Here is a 22,801-nt window from a genome sequence, read left to right on the forward strand (position 1 = left end):
TATTGCTCGCGAACCTAACCTTCGATTTTCGAGAAGTCGGCAACTTTGTGCACCGCAGCGCGAATACGGGTCAACAGACTTAACCGTGATTGGCGCTTGACCGGATCGGCATCGTTCACCGTCACCGTCTCGAAGAACGCATCGATCGGCGCGCGAAGTGTGGCCAGCGCGGCCATGGCGCTTTCAAAATCCTCCGCCTCGATCGCGGCCTGGGCGCGCGGCTCCGCCTCGTCCAGCGCATTGACCAGCACAGCCTCGGCCGGCTCCAGCGCGTAACCCGGCTCAGCCGCAAACTGCGCCTCGTGGGCGCGCATGGCATCGGCCATTTCCGGATCGGTCAGCGCTTCGCCGGGGTCTTCCTCGCCAAGCTGGCTCTGCGGCTTGCCGCCCTCGGGCTGTTCCTTCTTGAGGATATTGGCTGCGCGCTTGTAGCCGGCGAGGAGGTTCTTGCCGTCCTCGGTGCTGACGAAGGATTGGAGCGCATGGACGCGGGCGAGCAAGCGAACGATATCGTCCTCGCTACCGAGCGCGAACACGGCGTCGATGAGATCGTGGCGGACGCCGGCTTCCCGCTGCTGGACCTTGAGGCGGTCGGCAACAAAGGTAACGATCGAGAGAATCTTCTCATACATCGCTTGGGGAGAAGAATAACTAAGCGCAGATTTCAGTTCAAAGGCCGGACGCAACACGTCTGTTTTAAGCTCAGGCTTAGGAGGGAAGGCTTCAAAATAACTCTGCTGGGTCGCATACTCTCGAAGTGCGGTCCATCGCTCGAGCTTGATCGTTTCCTCGCGAAGTTCAGGAAGAAGGCGACCGGCCCAATTTGTTGCGGTTTCGGCATAGCCAAGAATAGAGTTAGCGAAGGCATTTAATAGCCGAATACGGAGACCATTTGCTGTCACTACCAATGAGGCCGCAATTGCAGCGCGGCGTAGTGCGTAAGGGTCACGTGATCCGCTGGGTTGCTGATCAATAACGAAAAATCCAGTAATATTATCCAGCTTATCCGCCAGCGACACCGCCACCGTCACTGGCGCAGTCGGAACCTCATCCCCCTGCCCGACCGGCTTGTAGTGATCGCGGATGGCATCGGCGACGGCATCCGGCAGACCTTCGGCGCGGGCGTAATAGCCGCCCATCAGGCCCTGCAACTCGGGGAACTCGCCGACCATTTCGGTGACGAGATCGGCCTTGCACAGGCGGGCGGCCTGTTCGGCGAGGTCGGCCAGTTGCGCTTTGCTGTGCTCCTGCGAAGGCAGGAGCCCCGGGCCAGCTTGGGCGACATCGCCTTGGCTTCCTGCCTTCGCAGGAACACGGGGTTGGTTATCGGCACCAACGACACCCGATTCCACCAGCCAGCGGGCGAGCTTCGCGACCCGCTCCACCTTGTCGGCAACGGTGCCCAGCTTCTCGTGGAAGGTGATGCGCGACAGCTTCTTCGCGTGATCCTCAAGCTTCGTCTTCTTGTCCTGCTCCCAGAAGAAGCGGGCATCGGAGAGGCGCGCGGCGAGCACCTTGCCATTGCCTTCGACAATCGCCGTGCCGCCATCAATCGCCTCGATATTCGCCGTGCAGATGAAGGCATTGGCGAGCTTGCCAGCACTATCCCGCAGCACGAAATATTTCTGGTTGATGCGCAGCGTGAGCTGGATGACCTCGGGCGGCACCTCCAGAAACGCGGCATCGAAGCGGCCGAGCAGCGGCACCGGCCATTCTGTCAGCCCGGCATTCTCGGCGCCGAGGCCGGCATCGGGGATCAGCTCCAGACCGGCCTGCGTCGCCAGTTCGTTGGCGCGCCGGTCGATGATCGCCTTGCGCTCCTCCTGATCGACGATGACATAGGCCGCACGCAATTGATCGGCATAGGTTGCGGCGCTCTCGATGGTGATCTCGCCGCTGGAATGGAAGCGGTGGCCGCGCGTCGCCCGCCCGGTTGCGATCCCCTCGATGGCGAAGGGCACCACATCATTGCCGAGCAGCGCGATGATGCCCTGCAGCGGACGGACCCAGCGCAGGCTCTCGGTGGAGAGGCTGGCATCGCCCCAGCGCATCGACTTGGGCCAGGGGAAGGCGCGCACCACCTGCGGGATCGCCTCGGCCAGCACATCGGCAGTCGCGCGGCCGGGCTTCTCGACCGTGGCGAACCACACGCCGTCGCGATCCTCAAGCTGGTCCTGCGTCAGGCCGGTCTTGCGCAGGAAGCCCTCCAGCGCCTGCGGCGGGGCCGAGGTGCGCGGGCCTTTGAATTCCTCGCTCACGGCCTGCGTCGAGAGCGGCAGGCTGCGCGCGATGAGCGCGAGGCGGCGGGGCGTTACATGGACGGTCAGGCCCTCGGGCTTGAGACCAGCCTGTGCCAGTGCGTCGCTGAACAGCCGGGCGAAATCCTCGCTGGCCTTGGCCTGCATGCGCGCCGGGATTTCCTCGCAGCGCAGCTCGAGAAGGAAGTCAGCGCTCATCATCGCTCTCCGTTCGTGTCGAGCGAAGTCGAGACACGCTCACGCAGCCCAAAACGGTTCTCGACTTCGCTCGAACCGAACGGGGGCTTAGTTCTGGTCAACATCATTCCGACCACCCGTTATGCGTCATCCAGGCCTCGCAGCTTCCCTTGGCGAGATCGCGCACGCGGCCCATGTAGCTGGCGCGCTCCTGCACGCTGATCACGCCGCGCGCCTGCAGCAGATTGAAGACATGGCTCGCCTCAATGGCCTGCTCATAGGCCGCGAGGGGAACGCCGGCCGCGATGCTCGCCTTGCACTCTTCCTCGCAATCCTTGAACCAGCGGAACAGCTTGTCCGTATCCGCCACCTCGAAGTTCCACTTGGAGAGCTGGCGCTCATTTTCGAGGAACACGTCGCCATAAGTGACGGCGGGCCGGTCCCCCACGGCCTCGTTGAACACAAGGTCGTACACGCTGTCGACGCCCTGGATATACATGGCGAGGCGCTCAAGCCCGTAGGTGAGCTCGCCCGCCACCGGCTTGCAGTCGAAGCCGCCCATCTGCTGGAAATAGGTGAACTGCGTCACCTCCATGCCATCGCACCAGACTTCCCAGCCCAGGCCCCAGGCACCGAGCGTCGGGCTCTCCCAATCGTCCTCGACGAAGCGGATGTCGTGCAGCAGCGGATCGATGCCGATCGCCTTGAGCGAGCCAAGATACAGATCCTGTAGATCCGGCGGGCTCGGCTTCATGATCACCTGATATTGGTAATAATGCTGCAGCCGGTTGGGGTTCTCGCCATAGCGGCCGTCCGTCGGCCGGCGCGAGGGCTGCACATAGGCGCAGTTCCACGGGTTCGGCCCCAGGCTGCGCAGCGTGGTCGCGGGGTGGAAGGTGCCCGCCCCGACCCGCATGTCGAAGGGCTGGAGGATCACGCACCCCTGCGCTGCCCAATAGTCATGCAGCGTCAGGATGAGTTGCTGAAAGCTCAGCGGTTTGGAGGCCTTATCCTGCATGGTTCAACCGTTTCACGTCTAAGCTTGAGCGGCTGTTCGCCGCCCGTCTGAACGCGCGCGCTTTGGCCCATGGGGCTAACGCGGTCAAGCCGCGCGGTAGCAGGCCGCCGGGCGGGGTTGCGTCCGCGCGCCAACTTGCCCAATGCAGGCGGTGATTTGAGGAGCGCGTGCATGAACTGGAAAACATTGATCCTCGGTTGGGCGCTGCTGCTGCCCCCGGCCCTCGCCGGCCCCGCGCTCGCCCAGCAACCCAAGGCGCCGGCCACACCGGCAGCCGCTGCGGAGGCGCCCACCATTCACGCGCGCCCCGCCCTGTGGGTAGTGCGGGACAGGGATACGACGATCTACCTCTTCGGCACCATCCACCTGCTCAAGCCCGGCATCAGCTGGTTCGAGGGACCGGTGCGCAAGGCGTTCGACAAGGCGGATACCGTCGTGCTGGAGGTCATCGATCAGGATCAGGGCGCCACGCGGGAGGCAATCATGCAGCGGGCGGTGGCGCCGGGCCTGCCGCTCTCCAACAAGCTCGATGAGGCGACCCGCACCGCTTATTTCGCCGCGCTGGAGAAATATGGCGTCTCGACCCTGCTGTTCGACCATGTGAAGCCCTGGTTCGCGGCCACGACCCTGACCGTGCTGCCCCTGGATGCCCTCGGCTATTCGCCGGAAAGCGGCGTCGACAAGGCCGTGAAGACTGCGGCGGTCAACGCGGGCAAGGCGCTGGTCGGGCTGGAGACCTCCAGCGAGCAGATCGGCTTTTTCGACCAGATGGCCGAGGGCGTGCAACTGACGCTGCTCAAGGAGACGCTGGCGGAGCTGCCGACGCTGGCCGAAACCATCGACGGCATGGTCGCCGCGTGGAGCGCTGGCGACGAAGAGCGGCTCGCGGCGCTGATGAACGAGACGACCGAGAGCAGCGAAGAGATCGAGCGCATCCTGCTCACCGACCGCAATGCCCGCTGGGCCGAGTGGATCGCCGCGCGGATGAAGCAGCCCGGCACGGTCTTCATGGCGGTGGGCGCGGGTCATCTGTCGGGAGACAAGAGCGTGCAGGCGATGCTGGAAAAGCACGGTCTGTTCGCCAAGCGGGTGAAATGGCCCCGGTGATGGACGGGGCAGCATAAGGGCTGATCGATGAGTGCGCCGCACCCAGCCTTGAACAAGCGCCGCCTAGCGCCGCTGCTGCTGCTCGCGCTGGCCTCACTGGCGGCCCTGCTGTGGCTGGGCTGGCGGATCGGCGCGCCGACGCAGCCCGATCCCGCCACCGTCACGGCGCGCCCGGCGCTGTGGCAGGCCAGCAAGGGCGAGGCGCGGCTCTGGCTGTTCGGCACCATCCATGCCGTGCCGCGCGGCGAGGCCTGGCTCTCGCCGGCCATCGCCAAGGCGGCCGACGAAAGCGACCGCTTGTATCTGGAGGTCACCGGGCTTGAAGGTGAGCGCAAGAGCCGGGCGGTGTTCGAGCGGCTGGGGCGGCGCGCCGGCCTGCCGCCCATCGCCGCGCGCCTCTCGCCTGAGGATGCCGAGCGCTATCGGGCGCTGCAGGCGAACCACGGCGCGGCGCTCGATCAGCTGGACAGCTATGAGAGCTGGGCCGCCGCGCTGCTCCTCAACGCTGCGGCCGCCTCCGGCCTCTCGCTCACCGCCGCGGAGGCGGGCGAAGCAGTGCTGGAGCAGCGCTTCAACAAGGCCTCCCGGCCGGTTCTGGGGCTGGAGACCATCGACCAGCAGCTGGGCCTGTTCGACAGGATGCCGGAGAGCGAGCAACGGCTGCTACTCAGCCAGTCCCTTACCGATGCGGCGCAGGCCCCTGCCCTCTACCGCAGCCTGTTCACCGCCTGGGCGGGGGGCGATGTGGCCCGGCTGGAGCGCGAGTTCATCGCCCCGTTCGCGCGCGCGCCGGCTCTGCGCGCAAGACTGATCGACGGGCGCAATGAGCGCTGGGCGCGGCATCTCGATGCGGCCATGACGGCCCAACCCGGCACCGCTTTCGTCGCGGTCGGCGCCGGGCATCTGGTCGGCGATGCCAGCCTGCAGGCCCGCCTTGCCGCGCGCGGATGGCGCATCGATCGGGTGCAATGAACGCGCGCTCGGTCGCTTCGCTTGCTTTCCCCGCAATTTGCCGCTAAGCGCCCCGGCTTCCGTCATGGTCATCCCTGGAGGCGTGGCGGAGATTCTAGCACTAAGCTTCTGGAGACACGCACATGAGCGATACGCTTACGCTGTCGGCCGAGGCACGCGATCGGGCAGGCAAGGGAGCCTCCCGCGCTCTCCGCCGTGAGGGCCGCGTTCCCGCCGTCATTTATGGCAATAATGAAGAGCCGCAGTCGATTCACGTTGAGGAAAAGATCGTCAACAAGCTGCTCGGCACGGGCCATTTCTTCAATTCGGTCGTCATGGTCGAAGTGGGCGGCAAGAAGGTCCGCACGCTCCCCAAGGACGTGGCGTTCCATCCGGTTACGGATCGTCCGCTCCATGCCGACTTCCTGCGTGTTTCCGAACACGCCCAGGTGCATGTGAATGTGCCCGTGGTGTTCGAGAACGAAGAGGCCGCTCCCGGTCTCAAGCGCGGTGGCGTGCTCAACGTCGTCCGTCACGAGCTGGAAATGATCGTGGACGCCGCCGAGATTCCGGACAGCATCACGGTTGACCTCACCGGCTTCGATGTGGGCGATTCGATCCACATCAGCGCGGTGAAGCTGCCCAAGGGCGCCGAGCCGGCGATCACCGATCGCGATTTCACCATTGCCACCATCGTTGCACCGTCCGCGCTCAAGTCGAGCGAAGGCGACACGACGAAGGACGGCGAAGAGGCCGGCGAGGCGTAAGCCTCTCCGCGCGGGGGGAGCGCATCTGTGCAACTCTGGGTTGGCCTCGGCAATCCCGGATCGCAATATGCGCTCCACCGCCACAATGTCGGCTTCATGGCGCTGGACGTCATTGCCGCAGACTACGGCTTTTCGCCGTGGAAGAAGCAGTTTCAGGGCCTCGTTTCCGAAGGCCGCATCGGCCCGCACAAGGTGCTGCTGCTCAAACCCCAGACATTCATGAATAAAAGCGGCCAATCGATCCGTGCTGCCTGTGATTTCTACAAGCTCGGTGTCGAGGACGTGACCGTCTTCCACGACGAGCTCGACCTTGCCCCGATGAAGATGAAGGTGAAGCGCGGCGGCGGCACTGCCGGCCACAACGGCCTGCGCTCGACCGACGCGCATCTGGACAAGGACTTTCGCCGCGTGCGCATCGGCATCGGCCATCCCGGCGACAAGGACCGCGTGACCGGCCATGTGCTCGGCAATTATGCCAAGATCGAGATCGATCCGCTGGCCGACCTGCTCGGCGCCATGTCGCGCGAGGCGGAATGGCTGGCTGCGGGCGACGATGTGCGCTTCATGAACGAGGTCGCGCGCCGCCTGCAGGACTGACAGCGGGCGCGGGCGCCGTTACCGGCTGCCGCCATTCTGCGCCTGCGCGGCGCGATAGGCCGCGAGACGGGCACGCCAAGGCGCCAGCGTCTGTTGCGGCACGTCCGGCCGGGCCATGGCCGGTTTTCCCGCCCGCAGCCGCGCCCGATCGGCCTCGGGCGGCTCGACCCGGCGCACCCGCACCTGCACCGTGCCCTGCTGCCTGATCCCGAGCAGTTCTGCCGCCCCTTGCGAGAGATCGATGATCCGGTTCCGGGCGAACGGCCCGCGATCGTTGACGCGCACCAGGATCGTCCGCCCTGTATCCAGCGCCGTCACCTCGACATAGCTGGGCAGCGGCAAGGTGGTGTGCGCGGCGGAAATACCGTGCTTTGCAAAGCGCTCGCCATTGGCGGTCTGATTGCCGGACTCGCCGCCGTACCAGCTCGCATCGCCCAGCATGTCCAGCGTGCGATCATCGGTCGGCGTGTAGGTGACGCCCCGCACCACATAAGGCGGGCCAATGCGCACCGGCGTATCGCTGACCGGACGGAACTTGGTGCTGCCGGCGCACCCGGCGAGGGCCGGCACGACAAGCAACGCGAGCCAGAGAGAACGCCCCGGCAAGGCGCGCGGCATGGAAGAGCGGATCGCAAGCATTGCCTTCCCCTAACCCACTGGGCCGCCACGGTGAAGAGATGAGTCGTCAGCTAGGGTGCGGGCACAAGCTGGCTGCTTCCGGTAATGTCGGCTATCCTGCATTGTCGTCGCGATGCAGATATTCCCGACACGACAACATTGCCGAAATTCGCTCACTATAGCAGCAGCCACTTCACGACGCACGCGCCAGCCAAGAGGACCAGACCGCATCCCGACCACGGGATGAGGGTGCCATCGTCATAATCTCCCAAGTCGACATACCGTTGCACTGCTTGCCTTTGACGCGCCCCGTATGCGCCGTCGCGGGATCGAATGTCAGCATCATTAAGATAGTGGTGAACGGCCTCCGGCGTCGCGTCGATTGGCAGTTCCTGCTGAAGCTCGCTTGCTAGCCGATCCACCTCAAGCCAATCTGTTGGCTCTCGTTGTTCGACAGCCAGAATGGCCGCTAAGCGGCTGCGTAGCTCGTCCATTTCCACGCCTACAGACTATAGGAGTTGGGCCTTGTTGCAACGGCCGCTTTCTACGCCAAGTCAGCCGTACAGACCTCCTGGGCTGTGTCTGAAACCGGACGTCGCATGCCCCTGAATTTATCCAAGCCGCCCAGCCCCGCGTCGTTCCGGCGTGCGCGGGAATGACCGAGTTTTGTAGCTCCGAGCTTTGTGCCTCCCGTTCCGCCCCATCCCTCACCTCACCTAAGTCACAGAACTGACTTGCAATCTTCACGGCGGTGCCATCGCCTCGCAATCATGATGTCATGCGCCTCTGCGATCAGGCCCCGCCTGAGCGGCAAATGCACCTTCCGCGAGCCGTGGCGGAACCAAATCAGGGGAAAACATGTCACATCTTACCGACGAAGCCCGCGCGCCCTACCGGACCGCGATGTCTGACGAGGCCAATCCCAACAGTCTGGAAGCCATTGTCGAGGCCAATCCCTCGCGCCGCACGATCATCAAGAACGGCCTGTTCGGCCTGTCGATCTTCCCGGTCGCGGCGATGCTCTCGGCCTGCGGGGAGGACAAGGACGGGATGGTGACCATTCCCAATCCCACGCCGACACCCAGTCCGACGCCGACCCCCACGCCCACGCCGGCGGTCAGCTACGCCATCGAGTTCACCTCCGTCGCCGCCAACCAGGATGACAAGGTGACGGTGCCGGCGGGCTATGACGTGAAGGTCCTGCTAAAGGCGGGCGACGCGATCGAGGCCGGCGTGAGCGGCTATGCCGGCAGCTTCCCGACGCCTGCCACGGCCGAGAAATGGGCCGGCGGCAACCATGACGGCATGGAATATTTCGAACTCTCCGGCGTCGACCCCAACAAGGGCGGCCTGCTGGCGATCAACTTTGAATATCCCGATTTCAACATTCTGATGAACGGCAATTACGATGCCGCTACCGCCACCGCGGACCAGAAGGCGCTCGCCCTCTCGGCTGTGGGCATCGGCGTGGTGGAAGTCGCCAAGGGCAGTGATGGCAGCTGGGCGGTGAAGGCCGGCTCGCAATATAACAAGCGCTATACCGGCAACTCCAATTACCGCGCGGGTGGGCCGGCCGCCGGGCTGCTCTCCGGCACGATCAAGGGCATGCTCAACAATTGTTCGAGCGGCCGCACGCCGTGGGGCACCTACCTCACCTGCGAGGAAACGACGGACAATTATCTCGACCCCACGCGCCCCGAGCGGGATTATGGCTGGGTGGTCGAGATCGATCCGCTGCAGGAGCTGGCTCCGGCGACTAAGCGGACCGCCATGGGCCGGTTCAGCCACGAGAATGTCGCGCACCTCACCAACAGCGATCGCCGCGTGGCCTTCTACATGGGCGATGATTCGACGCCGGGCTGCATCTACAAGTTCGTGCCGGATCAGGCCTACAGCACCACCAACCGGGCGGCGAACAGCAACCTGCTCGACTATGGCACGCTCTATGTCGCCAAGTTCAATGCGGACGGCTCGGGCGAGTGGAAAGCGCTGGTGCAGGGCCAGAACGGCCTCGTCGCCAATGCGTCCGATCCGGGCGATGTCAGCCAATTCACGACGGCCCCTGCGCCGACGCCGGTGAGCTTCAACAGCCAGGCCGACGTGCTGATCAATTGCGCCTCGGCCGCGCGCGTTGCTGGTGGCACCGTGATGGATCGGCCGGAGTGGATCACGGTTTCGCCGGACGGCAAGGCGATCTTCGTGACGCTGACCAACAACAGCGGCCGCAAGGTGACGGATGCGGCGAACCCGCGCGTCACCAACCGCCACGGCCATATCCTCAAGTTCCGCGAGAGTGGCGATTCTCCGCTGGCGACCGGCTTCACCTGGGAACTGTTCCTGCTGGCCGGCGACCCCGGTTATGCAGCCGGCGGCACCAATCTGGTCGGCAACATCAATGGCGACACCTTCTCCAGCCCGGATGGCATCCGCATCGATCCGCAGGGGCGCCTGTGGGTGCAGACCGACCATAGCGTGCCGGGCACATCGGGCGCGAGCGGCGTCACCATCGAGCAGGTCGTCGGGCACAATGCGATGTTCTACATCGACCAGACGAGCAAGAAGAGCAAACGCTTCCTCGTCGGCCCGACGGGCTGCGAGATCACCGGCCTTGCCTATACGCCGGACCTCAAGACCTTCTTCGTGAACATCCAGCACCCGACCGGCAACTGGCCGATCGCCGGGGAGCAGCCGCGCTCCTCGACCGTCGTCATCACCCGGACGGACGGCAAGCCTGTCGGCGCCTGATCGGTTCACGATCCGACACAGCATCACCGCCGCGCCCACCCCGGCGCGGCGGTTTCTTGTTGGGCGCTACGGTCGAGACGGCTGGCCATGGCAGCGACACGGCGCTAAGGGGCCACATCACGTGCTTCCAGATCGAACGGACAGATTTCCATGGGTTTCAAATGCGGGATCGTCGGCCTGCCCAATGTCGGCAAGTCGACTCTCTTCAATGCGCTGACCGAGACGCAGGCCGCGCAGGCTGCCAACTATCCCTTCTGCACCATCGAGCCGAATGTCGGCCAGGTCTCGGTGCCGGATGCGCGGCTCGACAAGCTCGCGGCGATTGCCGGCAGCCAGAAGATCATTCCGACCCAGCTGGCCTTTGTGGATATCGCGGGCCTGGTGCGCGGCGCCTCCAAGGGCGAGGGCTTGGGCAACCAGTTCCTCGGCAACATCCGCGAAGTCGACGCGATCGTGCATGTGCTGCGCTGCTTCGAGAATGACGACATCCAGCATGTCGACAACCGCGTGGACCCCATTGCCGATGCCGAGACCGTCGAGACCGAGCTGATGCTCTCCGACCTTGAAAGCCTCGAAAAGCGCGTGCCGGCGTTCGCCAAGAAGGCGACCGGCGGCGACAAGGAAGCCAAGATCGCCGCAGCCGTGCTCGGCCGTGCGCTCGATCTGCTGCGTGAGGGCAAGCCGGCGCGGCTCGTCGAGATCAACGATGAGGAGGAAGCGCGCATCTTCCAGCAGGCGCAGCTACTGACCTCCAAGCCCGTGCTCTATGTGTGCAATGTCGAGGAAGAGAGCGCGGCCGAGGGCAATGCCTTCAGCGCCCGCGTGTTCGAGAAGGCCAAGGCCGAGGGCGCGCAAGCCGTGGTGGTCTCCGCCGCGATCGAGGCCGATCTCGTCACGATGCCAATCGAGGACCGCGCCGAATTCCTCGAGGCCATGGGTCTGGAGGAAGCCGGTCTGGCGCGCGTGATCCGCGCCGGCTACGACCTGCTGCACCTCATCACCTTCTTCACTGTCGGCCCCAAGGAAGCGCGCGCCTGGACGGTCCATCGCGGCGCCAGCGCACCGGAAGCGGCGGGCGAAATCCACAGCGATTTCCAGAAGGGCTTCATCCGCGCCGAAACCGTCGCCTTCGACGATTTCATCTCACTCGGCGGCGAAGCGAAGGCGCGTGAGGCCGGCAAGCTGCGCGCCGAAGGCAAGGCCTATGTGGTGCAGGACGGCGACGTGATGCACTTCCTTCACAGCTAGATCGGTGCGATAACCTCGCCATCATGTCGTTCCCCCGCCGACTCCTCTGCGCGCTGCTGACGCTGCTGCTGGCCTTGCCGGCGATGCAGGCCAGCGCATGCGCGCCGGGGAGCGAGGGGACGGGCGTCGCGCACCAAGCGAGCGCCGAGACTGCCGTGCCGCATGGCGACCACGCTGCCCATAGCGGCCATGCGCCGTCCGTGCCGGATGGGTCCAAGCCGGCGGTGGCACATCACGATTGCATTGGCTGCGTAGCGCCGATCGACAGCCGGACCTATCGCCCGGTCGATCGACTGTCCTTGCTGCCGGGCAAGGCGAACTGGTCCCCCAACCCTGCCCGGCTGACCGACTGGCTGGGTTCGCCCGACACGCCCCCTCCCCGACAGGTCCTCTGAACGCTTTTCCCACACAGCCTCAGACAGGACTTTTATATCATGAGTTTTCGATTGAACGTGGCTGCGAGCCTGCTCGCGGCAGCCTCGCCCGTTGCCCTCTTCGCGCAGGCGCCGATGGCCGGGCGTGACCATGCCGGACACCAGAGCGCCAGCCCGGTGACGCCGTCCGCCGAAAATGCTGGCGAGACGATGGACCATTCGACCATGGATCATGGCGCGATGGACCATGCCGGCATGAACCACTCTGGCATGGATCATTCGGGGATGGATCACGCCCAGCACAATGCCGAAGCGCCCGCCTCGGCGCCGAACCACATCCACCCCACCGACACCGCCCAACCTTATGTCGATGGCTCCGGCACGGCGCGGCTCCCGGCGGCGCAAGGCCCGATGAGCGGCCTTCATGCGATGAGCGGCGACTGGATGTTGATGGCGCACGGCAATGTCCAGCTCAATTACACCGACCACAAGGGGCCGCGCGGCGACGATCTGGTCTACGCCACCTCCATGCTGATGCTGGCGGCGGAGCGGGATCTCGGCGGCGCGCGGCTCGCGCTCCGCTCGATGCTCAGCCTTGAACCGACCATGTCAGCGCGGGGCTACCCCAATCTCTTTGCCACGGGCGAGACGGCGGGCGGCGCGGCGCTGGTCGACCGCCAGCATCCGCACGATCTCTTCATGGAGCTGGCCGCGCGCCTGGACGTGGACATCGCGCCCGGCGCAAGCGTCTTCCTCTATGGCGGACCGGTCGGCGAGCCGGCGCTGGGGCCATCGGCCTTCATGCATCGGGCGAGCGCGCATTATAATCCCGAGCCGCCGATCACGCACCACTGGTTCGATTCCACCCATATCACTTATGGCGTGGTGACTGCGGGCGTCGCCTTGCCGCAATGGCAGCTCGAAGGCTCGGCCTTCCGGGGGCGTGAGCCGGATGAGGAGCGCTGGGGCATCGAGACGCCCAAGCTCGATAGCTGGTCGGTGCGGCTGAGCTGGACGCCGACGCCAAACTGGGCCGCGCAGGTCAGCCATGGCTTCCTCAAAAATCCCGAGACGCTTCATGGCGACCAGAACGAGCATCGTACCACGGCGAGCGTCCATTATGCGGACGGCGCCCTCTCGGCGACCGCGGCCTTCTCCGCCAAGAACCGCGACCCCGGCGATACGCTGACCGCCTGGCTCGGCGAGATCACTTACGACCTGACGCCGCGACACAGCCTGTTCGGCCGGGTCGAGAATGTCGCCAATGATGAGCTGATCCCCGATCATGACGATCCGCTCCACGACGTGCCGTTCCGCATCACCAAGATGAAGGCTGGCTATGCGTGGAACACCCCGATCGGTGACGGCCCGGTCCACCTCGCGCTTGGCGGCAGCGTCAATCTCTACGCCAAGCCCGCGGCGCTGGATGCGGTCTATGGGGATAATCCCTGGGGCTACACGCTGTTCGCGCGGCTTTCCTTGGGGCGCTGACATCAGCCTCCCCTCCTCCTGCAAGGAGGGGCCGGGGGTGGTGGCGCCAGCATCGCACAGTCAGTGTTTGACCGCGAGGTTGCTGCACCACCCCAACCCCTTCTCTGAGCCGCAGGCGAGCGAAGCTCAACAGGAGGGGCTAATTGAGCTGTCAGGCGTGGCCGACCCAGCCCCGCCATGTGAAGGCGGCGTAGAACAGCGCCACGTCCGCAAAGCCGCCGGCTCTCAAGATGGCTTCGTCTTCTTCAGGCGAGAGGCAGTGGAGGCTGGCGGCGACGGCGGCACGGGCCTTGGCGGTGTCCGCCGGGTCCGCGCCCATCGCCTTGGGGTAAGCCGCATAGCGGTCCAGCCAGACATCGCGGGTCTCGGCATCCTGCGGGAAGCTGCTATGGGCAGCGACGAAGGGCGCGCCTGCGCGCAGGCGGCGGTGGATTTGCTGCACGGTGCGCGTCCGCTCTGTGGGATCGAGAAAATGAAGGGTCAGGAGGCAGACCGCCGCGTCAAATGGCCCGTCCGGTGCGTCATCGATCAGCCCCTGCACCAGCTCGACGCGCTCCATCAGCGGACCGAGCTGCCGTTCGGCCAGTTTCAGCATTTCGCCGGCCGGGTCCACGCCCACGAAGCGCCAGTTTGGTTGTGCCTCCGCGAGCGCCTTCAATTCCATGCCGCCGCCCGCGCCGAGCACGAGCACCCTAGCCTCCGATGGGGCGCGCTCGGCGAGCAGCAGTCCGGTCATCCGGTGCAGCGCATCCAGCCCCGGCACGAAGCGGCGCGGGCTATCCCAGTAGCGCGCCGTGGCCGCCGGATCATCGAAGGCCTTGATGAACATGTCCGGGTCCACTGTCTCGTCCGGTGCGGTGTCGTGCGTGGTCATGGATTTTCGATCCTATGTTGGCCCGGATAATCGGGCGGCAAGAGACGGTGGAAGCCGGCGCTGAGACTGGCGAGCGTGACGGTGGCGTAGGAGTCGAGCAGCAACGACTCGGCCTGCCGCAGCGGTGCATCGAGCGCGGCGTTAACGGCTCGCTCGACCGCGCAGCCGGGGTTGTCGCTGCGATTGCCGATGGCGAAGAGCGGCGGCGCCCCGATGGCCCGATAAATATCGAGCAGCGTGACAGCCGCCGGATCGCAAGCGACCGACCAGCCCCCGCCATGCCCCTTTTCCGAGCGGACATAACCGGCATCCCGCAGCCCGCCCATGACGCGCCGGATCACCACCGGGTTGGTCTGCATGATCCTGGCCAGCATCTCCGATGTAACCGGACGCTGCTGCTCGGCCATGTGGAGGAGGACGTGAAGGACGCCGGACAATTTGCTGCTGTTGCGACTCATGCAACATATCATGTTACATATTCGCGCCCTGTTCAAGCCAAATGAGCGCCGCTTGCCCTTCTTGCCCTCGCCGCTTAGGCAAACGGTCATCCGATCCCGGAACCGAAGGCACAGACATGGACTATTATTGGGAAGACCTGGAACTCGGCCTCACCGAGCATTTCGGCCCGTTCGAAGTGGATCGCGATGAAGTGATCGCCTTTGCCGAGCGCTATGATCCGCAGCCCTTCCACCTCGATGAAGAAGCCGCCGCCAAGACGCATTTCGGCCGTCTCGCGGCGAGCGGCTGGCAGACCTGCGCGATGATGATGGGCGCGATGGTGCGGGCGCGGCAGAATAGCGGCGGCTGGCAGGCCAATGCGCTGGGCGCGATGGGTCTGGACGAACTGCGCTGGCGCCGGCCGGTTTTCCCGGGTGACGTGCTACGCGGATCGAGCGAGTTGGTCGAGAAGCTGGAATCGCGCAGCCGTCCGGAGACGGGCATCCTCAAATGGCGCACCCGCCTGCTCAATCAGGACGATCAGGAAGTGCTCAGCCTCGTCTCCGTCGTGCTCCATCGTCGCCGCCCGAAGGCCTGATGCGACGAATGCTGCACAAGATGTATTGATCTCTCAACATCCTTGCTGCACCCTGTGCGCGTCGGCCATGGGGGCGGCAAGGAGAGGATCATGAAGGACGACAAGGCTGTGCCGGGTGCGCTCGCACCATCGCGGCGGACGTTCATCGCCGGGGCGGCAGCGCTCGGCATCGGCAGCACCAGCGCGCTTGCAAGGGCCGCAACGCAGGAGGGCACCGTGCCGTCGCAGCCCTGGTTCGAGGCGTATCTAGCCGCGTTCAACCGCGCCGACGAAGCGGTTTTCAGCGCTTATTATGCCGATGACGTGCAGTTCTTCGGCCAGGCCGCGCAGGTAACCGGCCGACAGGCGGTGATCGATTTCTATCGCGGTGTGCGCAAGCATCTGCACGAGAAGGTCGATCTGCTGACCTATGTGGGCGATCCGTCCGGCGCGCATATCCTCGCGGTGCTGCGCACGACGCTGGTGGCCCATACCGACTGGCCCGACATGCCCACCGGTGCGCTCAAGGCGGGCGACACGCGCTCGAGCGTCAACTTCGTCATGTACGACATCAAGGATGGTCGGTTCACGCGGGTCCGCTCGGCCCGGTTCAGTCCGCAGAAGGGGCGCAGCGCATGACACAGGAAGAGCGCTTCCGGGCCTATATCGCCTCGTTCAACGCGCAGGACTGGCCCGCGCTGGTGAAGAATTACGCGCCGGACGTGCATCTGGTCATCGGCAATGGCACAGAGCTGATCGGGCACGATGCCATTGTCGCCTTCTACAAGAAGGTGAACCAGCAGACGCGGCGGATCATCCAGGTCCGCAATGTCTTCACCGACGGCAAGCGGCTGGTCGCCGAGCTGGAATCGGAGTTTCTGGCCACGGTCGATGCGCCCGATTTCACCTCCGGCCCGCTCAAGAAGGGCGACCGCATCCACATCAATAGCTTCGCGCTGTATGAATATGTGGGCGACGTCTTCACCAACATCCGCTCGGCGGTGTTCCGGCGGGAATTCATCCCGGCCGGCAAGAGCGAATAAGCAGAGCGAACAGGCCGCGCCGGCTCAATGCCGGCCGAACAGCTTCTCGATGTCGCCATGCGCCAGCTTGATCCAGGTCGGCCGGCCATGGTTGCATTGCCCGCTATGGGGGGTGACCTCCATCTCGCGGAGCAGCGCGTTCATTTCTGCCACGGAGAGCACCCGCCCTGCCCGAACCGAGCCGTGGCAGGCCATGGTCGCCGCGACAAGATCGAGCCGGGCCTTGAGCGAGGCGGCATCGCCAAGCGCGGCCAGATCGTCGGCGAGATCGCGGACGAGGCCGGGCACGTCGCTGGTGCCAAGTAGGGCCGGTGCAGCGCGGACGAGAATTGCGGCCGGGCCGAAGCGCTCGACCTCCAAACCGAGTTCGGCCAGCTCGGCGGCGCGCGCCTCGATCCGGTCGCAGGCCGGCTCATCCAGCTCGACCACTTCCGGCAACAGCAGCGCCTGCCGCGCGACCGCGCCGTCGGCCAAAGCCCGCCGCATCCGCTCCAGCACGAGGCGTTCGTGCGCGGCATGCTGATCGACCAGCACCAGCCCATCCTCGGCTTCGGCGACGATATAGGTTCGCGCCACCTGCCCGCGCGCCACGCCCAACGGAAACTCGCGATGCTCGGCCGGCGGCTGCGCGACCGGCGCTTCCGCCCGGCCAGACGGTGCGAAACCGGTGAAACGGGCTTGGCGGTCCGCGAACAGCGGCGCGGCGCTATAAGCACCGCCGGATGACGGCGCCCGCCAAGTTGTGGGAGCCTCGGGTGCCGGCGCCTCTTCGCGCTGCCACAGATCGGCGGCGCTGGCCTCGGGCCGGTTGGCGACGCGCATCCCGGCATCATCGAGCGCCCGGCGCAGGCCGCTGACGATCATCCCGCGCATGAAGGCGGGATCGCGGAAGCGTACTTCTGTCTTGGCAGGGTGCACGTTCACGTCCACGTCCGGCATCGGCACATTCAGGAACAAGGCCAGCACCGGATGCCGGTCCCGCGCGATGAAATCGGCATAGGCGCCGCGCACAGCGCCCACCAGCAGGCGGTCGCGCACCGGGCGGCCGTTGACGAAGAGATACTGATGATCGGCCGAGCCGCGATGATAGGTGGGCAACGAGGCGACGCCGCTGATCGTCACCGCCTCCCGTTCCAGCGACACGATGACGTGATTGTCGGCCAGCTCGCGATCGATGAGCTGGGCGACGCGATCCTCGCGGGTCTGCCCGCCCGGCAGCGAGAACACCCGGCGTCCGTCATGCTCCAGCACGAAGGCGACATCGTTGCGCGCCATGGCGAGGCGCCGGACGATGTCGAGGCAGGCGGCATATTCCGACCGGGCCGAGCGCAGGAACTTGCGGCGCGCCGGAACGCGCTCGAACAGCCCATTCATCTCCACCCTCGTGCCGGGCGCCATCGCGCAGGGGGCAGCGGTGGCCAGCACGCCATTGTCGCACACCACGCGCCAGCCATCCGCATCGCGCTGGCGGCTGGCGATGCTGAGGCGCGAGACGCTGCCGATGGAGGGCAGCGCCTCACCCCGAAAACCGAGCGTCCTGACCGCCTCAATGGCCTCGTCCGGCAGCTTGGATGTGGCGTGGCGCTCCAGCGCGAGGGGCAGATCGTCGCGGCTCATGCCATGGCCATCATCGGTGACGCTCAGGCCACCGAGGCCGCCCTGCTGCAGCGAGATCGCAACGGAGCGGGCCTGCGCATCCAGCGCGTTTTCCAGCAACTCCTTGAGCGCGCTCGCAGGGCGCTCGACCACCTCTCCGGCGGCAATTCGATTAACGAGGGACTCGGGGAGGCGGCGTATTGACATTGGATTGCGACTAGACCAAGCGAGCCTCCTACGCGAGCGAAAGCCACCCCTTTTTCCGGTGGCTGGAGTCGGCAGGGCGGGCATTCCCCGGAGCATCTGAAAGCCGCGTCCTCACCGGCGCGACCGGCATGAACAGGACAGTCAATGGCGTTCTTCTCCAATTGGTTCAAGTTCACTTCCAGGGACATGGCGATCGACCTCGGCACGGCCAACACAGTGGTGTATGTGCGCGGTCACGGCATTGTCCTCAATGAACCATCCGTGGTTGCGGTGGAGACGATCAACGGCGTGAAGCGCGTCAAGGCCGTCGGCGAAGACGCCAAGCTGATGATGGGCAAGACGCCGGAATCCATCGAGGCCATCCGCCCGCTGCGCGACGGCGTGATCGCCGACATCGACATTGCCGAGCAGATGATCAAATGGTTCATCAGCAAGGTCCATGGCCACCGCCGCTTCCCCCGCTTCCCCGAGATCGTGATCTGCGTGCCGTCCGGCTCGACCAGCGTCGAGCGCCGCGCGATCCGTGATGCCGCCAGCAATGCCGGCGCGAGCCAGGTCTTCCTGATCGAGGAGCCAATGGCCGCTGCGATCGGCGCCGATATGCCCGTGACCGAGCCCATCGGCTCAATGGTCGTTGACATTGGCGGCGGCACGACCGAGGTCGCCGTGCTCTCGCTGCGCGGCCTGGCCTACACCACCAGCGTGCGCGTGGGCGGTGACAAGATGGATGAAGCCATCGTCTCCTATGTCCGTCGCCACCACAATCTGCTGATCGGCGAGGCCACGGCCGAGCGGATCAAGAAGGAATATGGCATCGCCCAGAAGCCGGCCGACGGCGTGGGCGCGACGATCCACATCAAGGGCCGCGACCTCGTGAACGGCGTGCCGAAGGAAATCGCGATCAATCAGGGCCAGATCGCCGATGCGCTGGCCGAGCCCATTGGCACCATCGTGGAAGGCGTGCGCATCGCGCTTGAAAACACCGCGCCGGAGCTGGCCGCCGATATCGTCGATCAGGGCATCGTCCTCACCGGCGGCGGCGCGCTGCTCAAGGGGCTGGACGAGGAACTGCGCGACGAGACGGGGCTTCCCGTGACCGTTGCGGAAGACCCGCTGACCTGCGTCGCCATCGGCACGGGGCGCGCGATGGAGGACCCGGTCTTCCGCGGCGTGCTCCAGACCGCCTAAGCCCGAGGTTGTTCGCATGGCGCCACCCGGCAACAGGCGCCCCGGCTTCAACCGGAAAGCGCAATATGGACTGTTCGCCAGCTATGTGATCGCGCTGCTCGGCGCGGTCACTGGCCTGCTGATGCTGATCGTCTCCATTGCCGATCCCGCTGGCTTTGCTGGCCTGCGGTCGGCGGCGGCGGAAGTCACGCGCCCCATCTCCAGCAATCTGCGCTCGGTCGTCGTCGGCGTCGGCAATATCGAGGAAGAGTTTGCCGCCTATATCAACGCAGGCTCGCAGAACGCCGCCCTGCGCCGGCAGGTGGAAGCGAACCGCACGCGCCTCATCGAGGCCGAAGCGATCCGCCAGGAGAATATCCGCCTGCGCGACCTGCTCAAGCTGACCGAAACCGATCAGGGCGTCGTTGCTGCCGGCCATCTGATTTCCTCTACACCGGCGAGCGCCGCCCGCCTGGCGCGCCTCGACATGGGCCGCAGCGAGGGCGTGAGCGCGGGCATGCCGGTGCGCGCGCCGGAGGGCCTGGTTGGCCGCGTGCTGCGTGCCGGGCCGAACACCGCCGACGTCCTACTGCTCATCGATGAAGGCAATATCGTGCCGGTACGACGCACGAGCGACAATATTCCGGGCATTAGCTCCGGCCGGGGCGACGGCACGGTCGAGATCCGCGCCCTCAATGCCGAGCGCAATCCCTTCAAGCCCGGTGATGTGCTGGTCACGTCCGGCATTGGCGGCCTGTATCGCTCTAATATCCCCGTGGCGATCGTCGCGCGGCGCGAAGGCGAGAAGGCCATCGCCATTCCGCTCGCCAATCCCTCGCGCGTTGAGCTGGTGGTCGTGCAGGCTCCGTTCCGGCCGGAAGAAGCCGAGCGTGCCGGCAATGCCGCGCAGCCGCCCGCCGCGCCATGAACAGCCGCTACAGCAACCGGATCGGCCGCAAGCGGACCTGGCTGCACCTGCGCGGCGTGCCGGTCGCGTCCGTCATTCTGGGATCGATGCTGGCGCCGCTCATGCCGGTCATCGCGCAGACCCCCCTGCTCCCGCCGTTCGGCCTGATGATGCTGATCGCCTGGCGGGTGCTGCGTCCGGACATCTGGCCGCTGTGGATCGGCGTGCCGCTGGGGCTGGCCGATGATCTTATGAACGGGCAGCCGGTCGGCAGCGCCGTATTTCTGTGGACGATCCTGCTGCTCGCTTTCGACTTTGAGGGGCAGCGGAACCTGTGGCGCGATTACTGGCATGGCTGGCTACTCGGCTCGCTGGCAATCGGCTTTGCGCTGGCCGGTGGCTGGCTTGCCGTACATCTCTCCGGCCATGGCGGGGAAATCATTCAAATCCTCCCGCAGTTCCTCTATAGTGTCGCCTTGTTCCCCTTCATCGTGCGCATCTGTGCCGCGTTGGACAAATGGCGGCTTCCGTGATTTCCTTCCGCAAGATCCTGTTCCCCAACAAAGTCGTCACCCCCGCCAGCCAGGCCTACAGCTTCAACCGCCGCACCTTCGTGCTCGGTGGGGCGCAACTGGCGGTGGGCGGCCTGCTGGTGGGGCGCATGGGGTGGATCGCCATTGCAGAGAATGAGAAGTACCAGCTCCTTTCCGACAGCAACCGCATCAACCTGACCATCACCCCGCCACGGCGCGGCTGGATTCTGGATCGGCGCGGGCAGGCGCTGGCCTCGAACCGCACCAATTTCCGTGTCGACATCATTCCCGATCGCCTGCGCGACCGGGAGCGGGTGGTGCGCGAGTTGGCCACGCTGCTGGCCCTGACGCCCAATGATGTGGACCGCATAAACGAGCATCTTGACCGCGCGGCGGGCTATCAGCCCGTTCAGGTGGCCGACGACCTGAGCTACGAGCAATATGCGGCGCTCTCGGTGCGGTTGCCCGATTTTCCCGGCGTCGTGCCCTCGCAAGGCTTTTCGCGTTACTATCCTGCTGGCCCGCCAGTCGGCCATCTACTCGGTTATGTCGGCACGCCGTCAGCCGAAGAATATAACGCATCGCGCGACCCCTTGCTGATCACGCCAGGCTTCAAGCTCGGCAAGCAGGGTCTGGAGAAGTCGCTCAATTCCGTTCTCACCGGCAAGCCCGGTGCCCGCCGCGTGGAAGTGACGGCGCGCGGGGCGATGGTGCGCGACCTCGAAACCCGGCCCGATACGCCGGGCCGCTCGATCAAGCTGACCATCGATGCTGGCCTGCAGGAATTTGCCGGCCGGCGGCTGGGCACGCAAAGCGGCGCCGTGGTGATCATGGATTGCCACACCGGGGACATTCTCTGCTCGACCTCGATGCCGAGCTTCGACCCCAACAGCTTCTCCGAGGGCATTTCGCATCACGAATGGCAGATGCTCTCGCAAGACGACCATGTGCCGCTGCGCAACAAGACGCTGGGCGGGCTGTATCCGCCCGGATCGACCGTCAAGCCGATGATCGCCCTCTCCTTCCTCGAAGCCGGGTTGCCAGCGGATGCGACGGTGAACTGCACCGGGGCGCTGCGGGTGGGCAATCGCCTGTTCCACTGCCATGCGCGCCGGGGCCATGGCACGACGAACATGCACCGCGCCATCGAGCAGAGCTGCAACATCTATTTCTATTACTTCGCCCAGAAGATCGGCATGGACGCCATCGCCATGATGGCGCGGCGGCTGGGCCTCGGCCAGCGCTTCGACCTGCCCTTCCCCAACCAGAGCTATGGCACCGTGCCGGACCCGGCCTGGAAGATGAAGAAATACAACCAGCCCTGGCAGACCTATGACACGGTCAACGCGACCATCGGCCAGGGCTATATGCTGGTGAACCCGACACAGATGTGCGTGATGGCCGCGCGCCTCGCCACCGGGCTCGATCTCGATCCGCACTTCATCGTCGATGGCAAGCGCCATCAGGGCGAGCCGCTGGGCGTGTCGCTCGAGCATCTTACGGTCATCCGCAATGCCATGAAGGATGTGGTCAACGGCGGCGGCACCGGCCGTGCAGCGCGGCTGGACGTTCCCGGCGTGATGCTCGCCGCCAAGACCGGCACGGCGCAGGTCGGGGCGATCAGCACCCGCGGCCAGCGCGCGGCAAGCCAGCCCTTCCGCCTGCGCGATCACGCCCTGTTCCAGGGCTTCGCGCCGCATGACAATCCGCGCTACGCCATCGCCACGATCATCGAACATGGCGGGCACATGGACCGGGTGCAGGACGCGCCGATGATCTCGGGCGATTGCATCACCTATCTCTACGATCCCGCCAAGGCGATGGAGAAGCTGCAGCGCTTCGAAGCGACCTGGGGCGGCACGCCGCAGATGCGCATGGAACGCCAGCTCAACGCCTTCCGCATTGCGCGCGGCCTTGAGTCTGCGCCCCTCATGCCCGAGCCCGGCAATGCGGCCTCCCCGGCCGCCCCGACTCCCGCCACCCCGGCGCAGACCGGGAGCGAAGACGGCGCCAATACAAGCGAGGATGGTGACATCGATGCCCCCGTCGGCCCCGGCACCCGCGACACCGACTGAACCGCACGCGGTTTTCTCGCAAAGCAGCATCTT

Annotated in this window: 21 protein-coding genes; 15 read left to right on the forward strand and 6 right to left on the reverse strand. The window is 65.6% G+C overall.

The window, feature by feature from the left end; genetic code table 11:
• Positions 1-14: 14 nt before the first annotated feature.
• Positions 15-2,459, reverse strand: coding sequence for a glycine--tRNA ligase subunit beta (glyS, locus tag M2335_RS09490; RefSeq protein WP_264594514.1), 2,445 nt, complete (start codon positions 2,457-2,459; stop codon positions 15-17).
• 100 nt (positions 2,460-2,559) lie between these two features.
• Complete coding sequence (locus tag M2335_RS09495) at positions 2,560-3,453, reverse strand: glycine--tRNA ligase subunit alpha (RefSeq protein WP_264594515.1); 894 nt, start codon at positions 3,451-3,453, stop codon at positions 2,560-2,562.
• A gap of 171 nt (positions 3,454-3,624) precedes the next feature.
• Between M2335_RS09495 and M2335_RS09500 the strand changes: the two genes are divergently transcribed.
• The 4 genes from M2335_RS09500 (at position 3,625) to pth (ending at position 6,875) form a co-directional block, all read left to right on the forward strand.
• Positions 3,625-4,560: a TraB/GumN family protein gene (locus tag M2335_RS09500; RefSeq protein ID WP_264594516.1), complete on the forward strand. Its 936-nt coding sequence runs from the start codon at positions 3,625-3,627 to the stop codon at positions 4,558-4,560.
• 27 nt (positions 4,561-4,587) lie between these two features.
• Entirely contained in the window at positions 4,588-5,532 is a 945-nt protein-coding gene (locus tag M2335_RS09505; protein WP_264594517.1) for a TraB/GumN family protein, read from the forward strand.
• A 122-nt stretch (positions 5,533-5,654) separates the two neighbouring features.
• Positions 5,655-6,278: a 50S ribosomal protein L25/general stress protein Ctc gene (locus M2335_RS09510; RefSeq protein WP_264594518.1), complete on the forward strand. Its 624-nt coding sequence runs from the start codon at positions 5,655-5,657 to the stop codon at positions 6,276-6,278.
• Positions 6,279-6,305: 27 nt separating this feature from the next.
• Entirely contained in the window at positions 6,306-6,875 is a 570-nt protein-coding gene (gene pth / locus M2335_RS09515; protein ID WP_264594519.1) for an aminoacyl-tRNA hydrolase, read from the forward strand.
• Between the two features lie 18 nt (positions 6,876-6,893).
• Here the strand turns inward: pth and M2335_RS09520 are convergent, their stop codons facing one another.
• Entirely contained in the window at positions 6,894-7,514 is a 621-nt protein-coding gene (locus M2335_RS09520) for a septal ring lytic transglycosylase RlpA family protein (RefSeq protein WP_413716113.1), read from the reverse strand.
• 837 nt (positions 7,515-8,351) lie between these two features.
• Between M2335_RS09520 and M2335_RS09525 the strand changes: the two genes are divergently transcribed.
• The 4 genes from M2335_RS09525 (at position 8,352) to M2335_RS09540 (ending at position 13,351) form a co-directional block, all read left to right on the forward strand.
• Positions 8,352-10,238 (forward strand): PhoX family protein, encoded by a 1,887-nt coding sequence (locus tag M2335_RS09525; protein WP_264594520.1) that lies wholly within the window; start codon positions 8,352-8,354, stop codon positions 10,236-10,238.
• A 150-nt stretch (positions 10,239-10,388) separates the two neighbouring features.
• On the forward strand, positions 10,389-11,486 hold the full coding sequence (gene ychF / locus M2335_RS09530) for a redox-regulated ATPase YchF (protein WP_181559600.1): 1,098 nt from the start codon (positions 10,389-10,391) through the stop codon (positions 11,484-11,486).
• A gap of 23 nt (positions 11,487-11,509) precedes the next feature.
• Positions 11,510-11,881 carry a hypothetical protein gene (locus M2335_RS09535; protein ID WP_264594521.1) on the forward strand — a complete coding sequence of 124 codons (372 nt, stop codon included), beginning with the start codon at positions 11,510-11,512 and terminating at the stop codon, positions 11,879-11,881.
• 39 nt (positions 11,882-11,920) lie between these two features.
• Positions 11,921-13,351 carry a hypothetical protein gene (locus M2335_RS09540; protein ID WP_264594522.1) on the forward strand — a complete coding sequence of 477 codons (1,431 nt, stop codon included), beginning with the start codon at positions 11,921-11,923 and terminating at the stop codon, positions 13,349-13,351.
• A gap of 151 nt (positions 13,352-13,502) precedes the next feature.
• Here M2335_RS09540 and M2335_RS09545 read toward each other — a convergent pair whose 3' ends face one another.
• Both M2335_RS09545 and M2335_RS09550 read right to left on the reverse strand, forming a co-directional pair.
• Entirely contained in the window at positions 13,503-14,225 is a 723-nt protein-coding gene (locus M2335_RS09545) for a class I SAM-dependent methyltransferase (RefSeq protein WP_264594523.1), read from the reverse strand.
• Positions 14,222-14,683 carry an Rrf2 family transcriptional regulator gene (locus M2335_RS09550; RefSeq protein ID WP_264594524.1) on the reverse strand — a complete coding sequence of 154 codons (462 nt, stop codon included), beginning with the start codon at positions 14,681-14,683 and terminating at the stop codon, positions 14,222-14,224. Before M2335_RS09550 ends, M2335_RS09545 begins: the two co-directional genes overlap by 4 nt.
• A 116-nt stretch (positions 14,684-14,799) precedes the next feature.
• On the opposite strand from M2335_RS09550, the gene M2335_RS09555 reads away from it, so the two are divergent.
• The 3 genes from M2335_RS09555 (at position 14,800) to M2335_RS09565 (ending at position 16,283) form a co-directional block, all read left to right on the forward strand.
• Positions 14,800-15,261, forward strand: a complete 462-nt coding sequence (locus M2335_RS09555; protein ID WP_264572768.1) for a MaoC family dehydratase — start codon at positions 14,800-14,802, stop codon at positions 15,259-15,261.
• Positions 15,262-15,351: 90 nt separating this feature from the next.
• A complete protein-coding gene (locus M2335_RS09560) occupies positions 15,352-15,879 on the forward strand; it encodes a nuclear transport factor 2 family protein (RefSeq protein ID WP_264594525.1) in 528 nt (175 codons plus the stop codon).
• Positions 15,876-16,283, forward strand: a complete 408-nt coding sequence (locus tag M2335_RS09565; RefSeq protein ID WP_264594526.1) for a nuclear transport factor 2 family protein — start codon at positions 15,876-15,878, stop codon at positions 16,281-16,283. Before M2335_RS09560 ends, M2335_RS09565 begins: the two co-directional genes overlap by 4 nt.
• Positions 16,284-16,307: 24 nt before the next feature.
• Here the strand turns inward: M2335_RS09565 and mutL are convergent, their stop codons facing one another.
• Complete coding sequence (gene mutL, locus M2335_RS09570; protein ID WP_264594527.1) at positions 16,308-18,086, reverse strand: DNA mismatch repair endonuclease MutL; 1,779 nt, start codon at positions 18,084-18,086, stop codon at positions 16,308-16,310.
• Positions 18,087-18,230: 144 nt separating this feature from the next.
• On the opposite strand from mutL, the gene M2335_RS09575 reads away from it, so the two are divergent.
• Genes M2335_RS09575 through mrdA form a run of 4 tightly spaced genes read left to right on the forward strand, consistent with a single transcriptional unit; the run spans position 18,231 to position 22,768 of the window.
• Positions 18,231-19,274 carry a rod shape-determining protein gene (locus tag M2335_RS09575; protein WP_181559593.1) on the forward strand — a complete coding sequence of 348 codons (1,044 nt, stop codon included), beginning with the start codon at positions 18,231-18,233 and terminating at the stop codon, positions 19,272-19,274.
• A gap of 16 nt (positions 19,275-19,290) precedes the next feature.
• On the forward strand, positions 19,291-20,181 hold the full coding sequence (mreC, locus tag M2335_RS09580; RefSeq protein WP_181559592.1) for a rod shape-determining protein MreC: 891 nt from the start codon (positions 19,291-19,293) through the stop codon (positions 20,179-20,181).
• Positions 20,178-20,693 carry a rod shape-determining protein MreD gene (locus tag M2335_RS09585; RefSeq protein ID WP_264572764.1) on the forward strand — a complete coding sequence of 172 codons (516 nt, stop codon included), beginning with the start codon at positions 20,178-20,180 and terminating at the stop codon, positions 20,691-20,693. Before mreC ends, M2335_RS09585 begins: the two co-directional genes overlap by 4 nt.
• Complete coding sequence (mrdA, locus tag M2335_RS09590; protein ID WP_264594528.1) at positions 20,678-22,768, forward strand: penicillin-binding protein 2; 2,091 nt, start codon at positions 20,678-20,680, stop codon at positions 22,766-22,768. The genes M2335_RS09585 and mrdA overlap by 16 nt, the downstream gene beginning before the upstream one ends.
• The last annotated feature ends 33 nt before the right edge of the window (positions 22,769-22,801 follow it).

It is taken from the genome of Sphingobium sp. B12D2B (genome assembly GCF_025961775.1).
GTDB lineage: Bacteria > Pseudomonadota > Alphaproteobacteria > Sphingomonadales > Sphingomonadaceae > Sphingobium.

Excerpts from the sequence above, each read along its gene's own strand:
- glyS (WP_264594514.1), bottom strand. The coding sequence starts at position 2,459 with ATGATGAGCGCTGACTTCCTTCTCGAGCTGCGCTGCGAGGAAATCCCG.
- M2335_RS09495 (WP_264594515.1), bottom strand. The coding sequence starts at position 3,453 with ATGCAGGATAAGGCCTCCAAACCGCTGAGCTTTCAGCAACTCATCCTG.
- M2335_RS09500 (WP_264594516.1), top strand. The coding sequence starts at position 3,625 with ATGAACTGGAAAACATTGATCCTCGGTTGGGCGCTGCTGCTGCCCCCG.
- M2335_RS09505 (WP_264594517.1), top strand. The coding sequence starts at position 4,588 with ATGAGTGCGCCGCACCCAGCCTTGAACAAGCGCCGCCTAGCGCCGCTG.
- M2335_RS09510 (WP_264594518.1), top strand. The coding sequence starts at position 5,655 with ATGAGCGATACGCTTACGCTGTCGGCCGAGGCACGCGATCGGGCAGGC.
- M2335_RS09520 (WP_413716113.1), bottom strand. The coding sequence starts at position 7,514 with ATGCTTGCGATCCGCTCTTCCATGCCGCGCGCCTTGCCGGGGCGTTCT.
- M2335_RS09525 (WP_264594520.1), top strand. The coding sequence starts at position 8,352 with ATGTCACATCTTACCGACGAAGCCCGCGCGCCCTACCGGACCGCGATG.
- ychF (WP_181559600.1), top strand. The coding sequence starts at position 10,389 with ATGGGTTTCAAATGCGGGATCGTCGGCCTGCCCAATGTCGGCAAGTCG.
- M2335_RS09535 (WP_264594521.1), top strand. The coding sequence starts at position 11,510 with ATGTCGTTCCCCCGCCGACTCCTCTGCGCGCTGCTGACGCTGCTGCTG.
- M2335_RS09540 (WP_264594522.1), top strand. The coding sequence starts at position 11,921 with ATGAGTTTTCGATTGAACGTGGCTGCGAGCCTGCTCGCGGCAGCCTCG.
- M2335_RS09545 (WP_264594523.1), bottom strand. The coding sequence starts at position 14,225 with ATGACCACGCACGACACCGCACCGGACGAGACAGTGGACCCGGACATG.
- M2335_RS09550 (WP_264594524.1), bottom strand. The coding sequence starts at position 14,683 with ATGAGTCGCAACAGCAGCAAATTGTCCGGCGTCCTTCACGTCCTCCTC.
- M2335_RS09555 (WP_264572768.1), top strand. The coding sequence starts at position 14,800 with ATGGACTATTATTGGGAAGACCTGGAACTCGGCCTCACCGAGCATTTC.
- M2335_RS09560 (WP_264594525.1), top strand. The coding sequence starts at position 15,352 with ATGAAGGACGACAAGGCTGTGCCGGGTGCGCTCGCACCATCGCGGCGG.
- M2335_RS09565 (WP_264594526.1), top strand. The coding sequence starts at position 15,876 with ATGACACAGGAAGAGCGCTTCCGGGCCTATATCGCCTCGTTCAACGCG.
- mutL (WP_264594527.1), bottom strand. The coding sequence starts at position 18,086 with ATGTCAATACGCCGCCTCCCCGAGTCCCTCGTTAATCGAATTGCCGCC.
- M2335_RS09575 (WP_181559593.1), top strand. The coding sequence starts at position 18,231 with ATGGCGTTCTTCTCCAATTGGTTCAAGTTCACTTCCAGGGACATGGCG.
- mreC (WP_181559592.1), top strand. The coding sequence starts at position 19,291 with ATGGCGCCACCCGGCAACAGGCGCCCCGGCTTCAACCGGAAAGCGCAA.
- M2335_RS09585 (WP_264572764.1), top strand. The coding sequence starts at position 20,178 with ATGAACAGCCGCTACAGCAACCGGATCGGCCGCAAGCGGACCTGGCTG.
- mrdA (WP_264594528.1), top strand. The coding sequence starts at position 20,678 with ATGGCGGCTTCCGTGATTTCCTTCCGCAAGATCCTGTTCCCCAACAAA.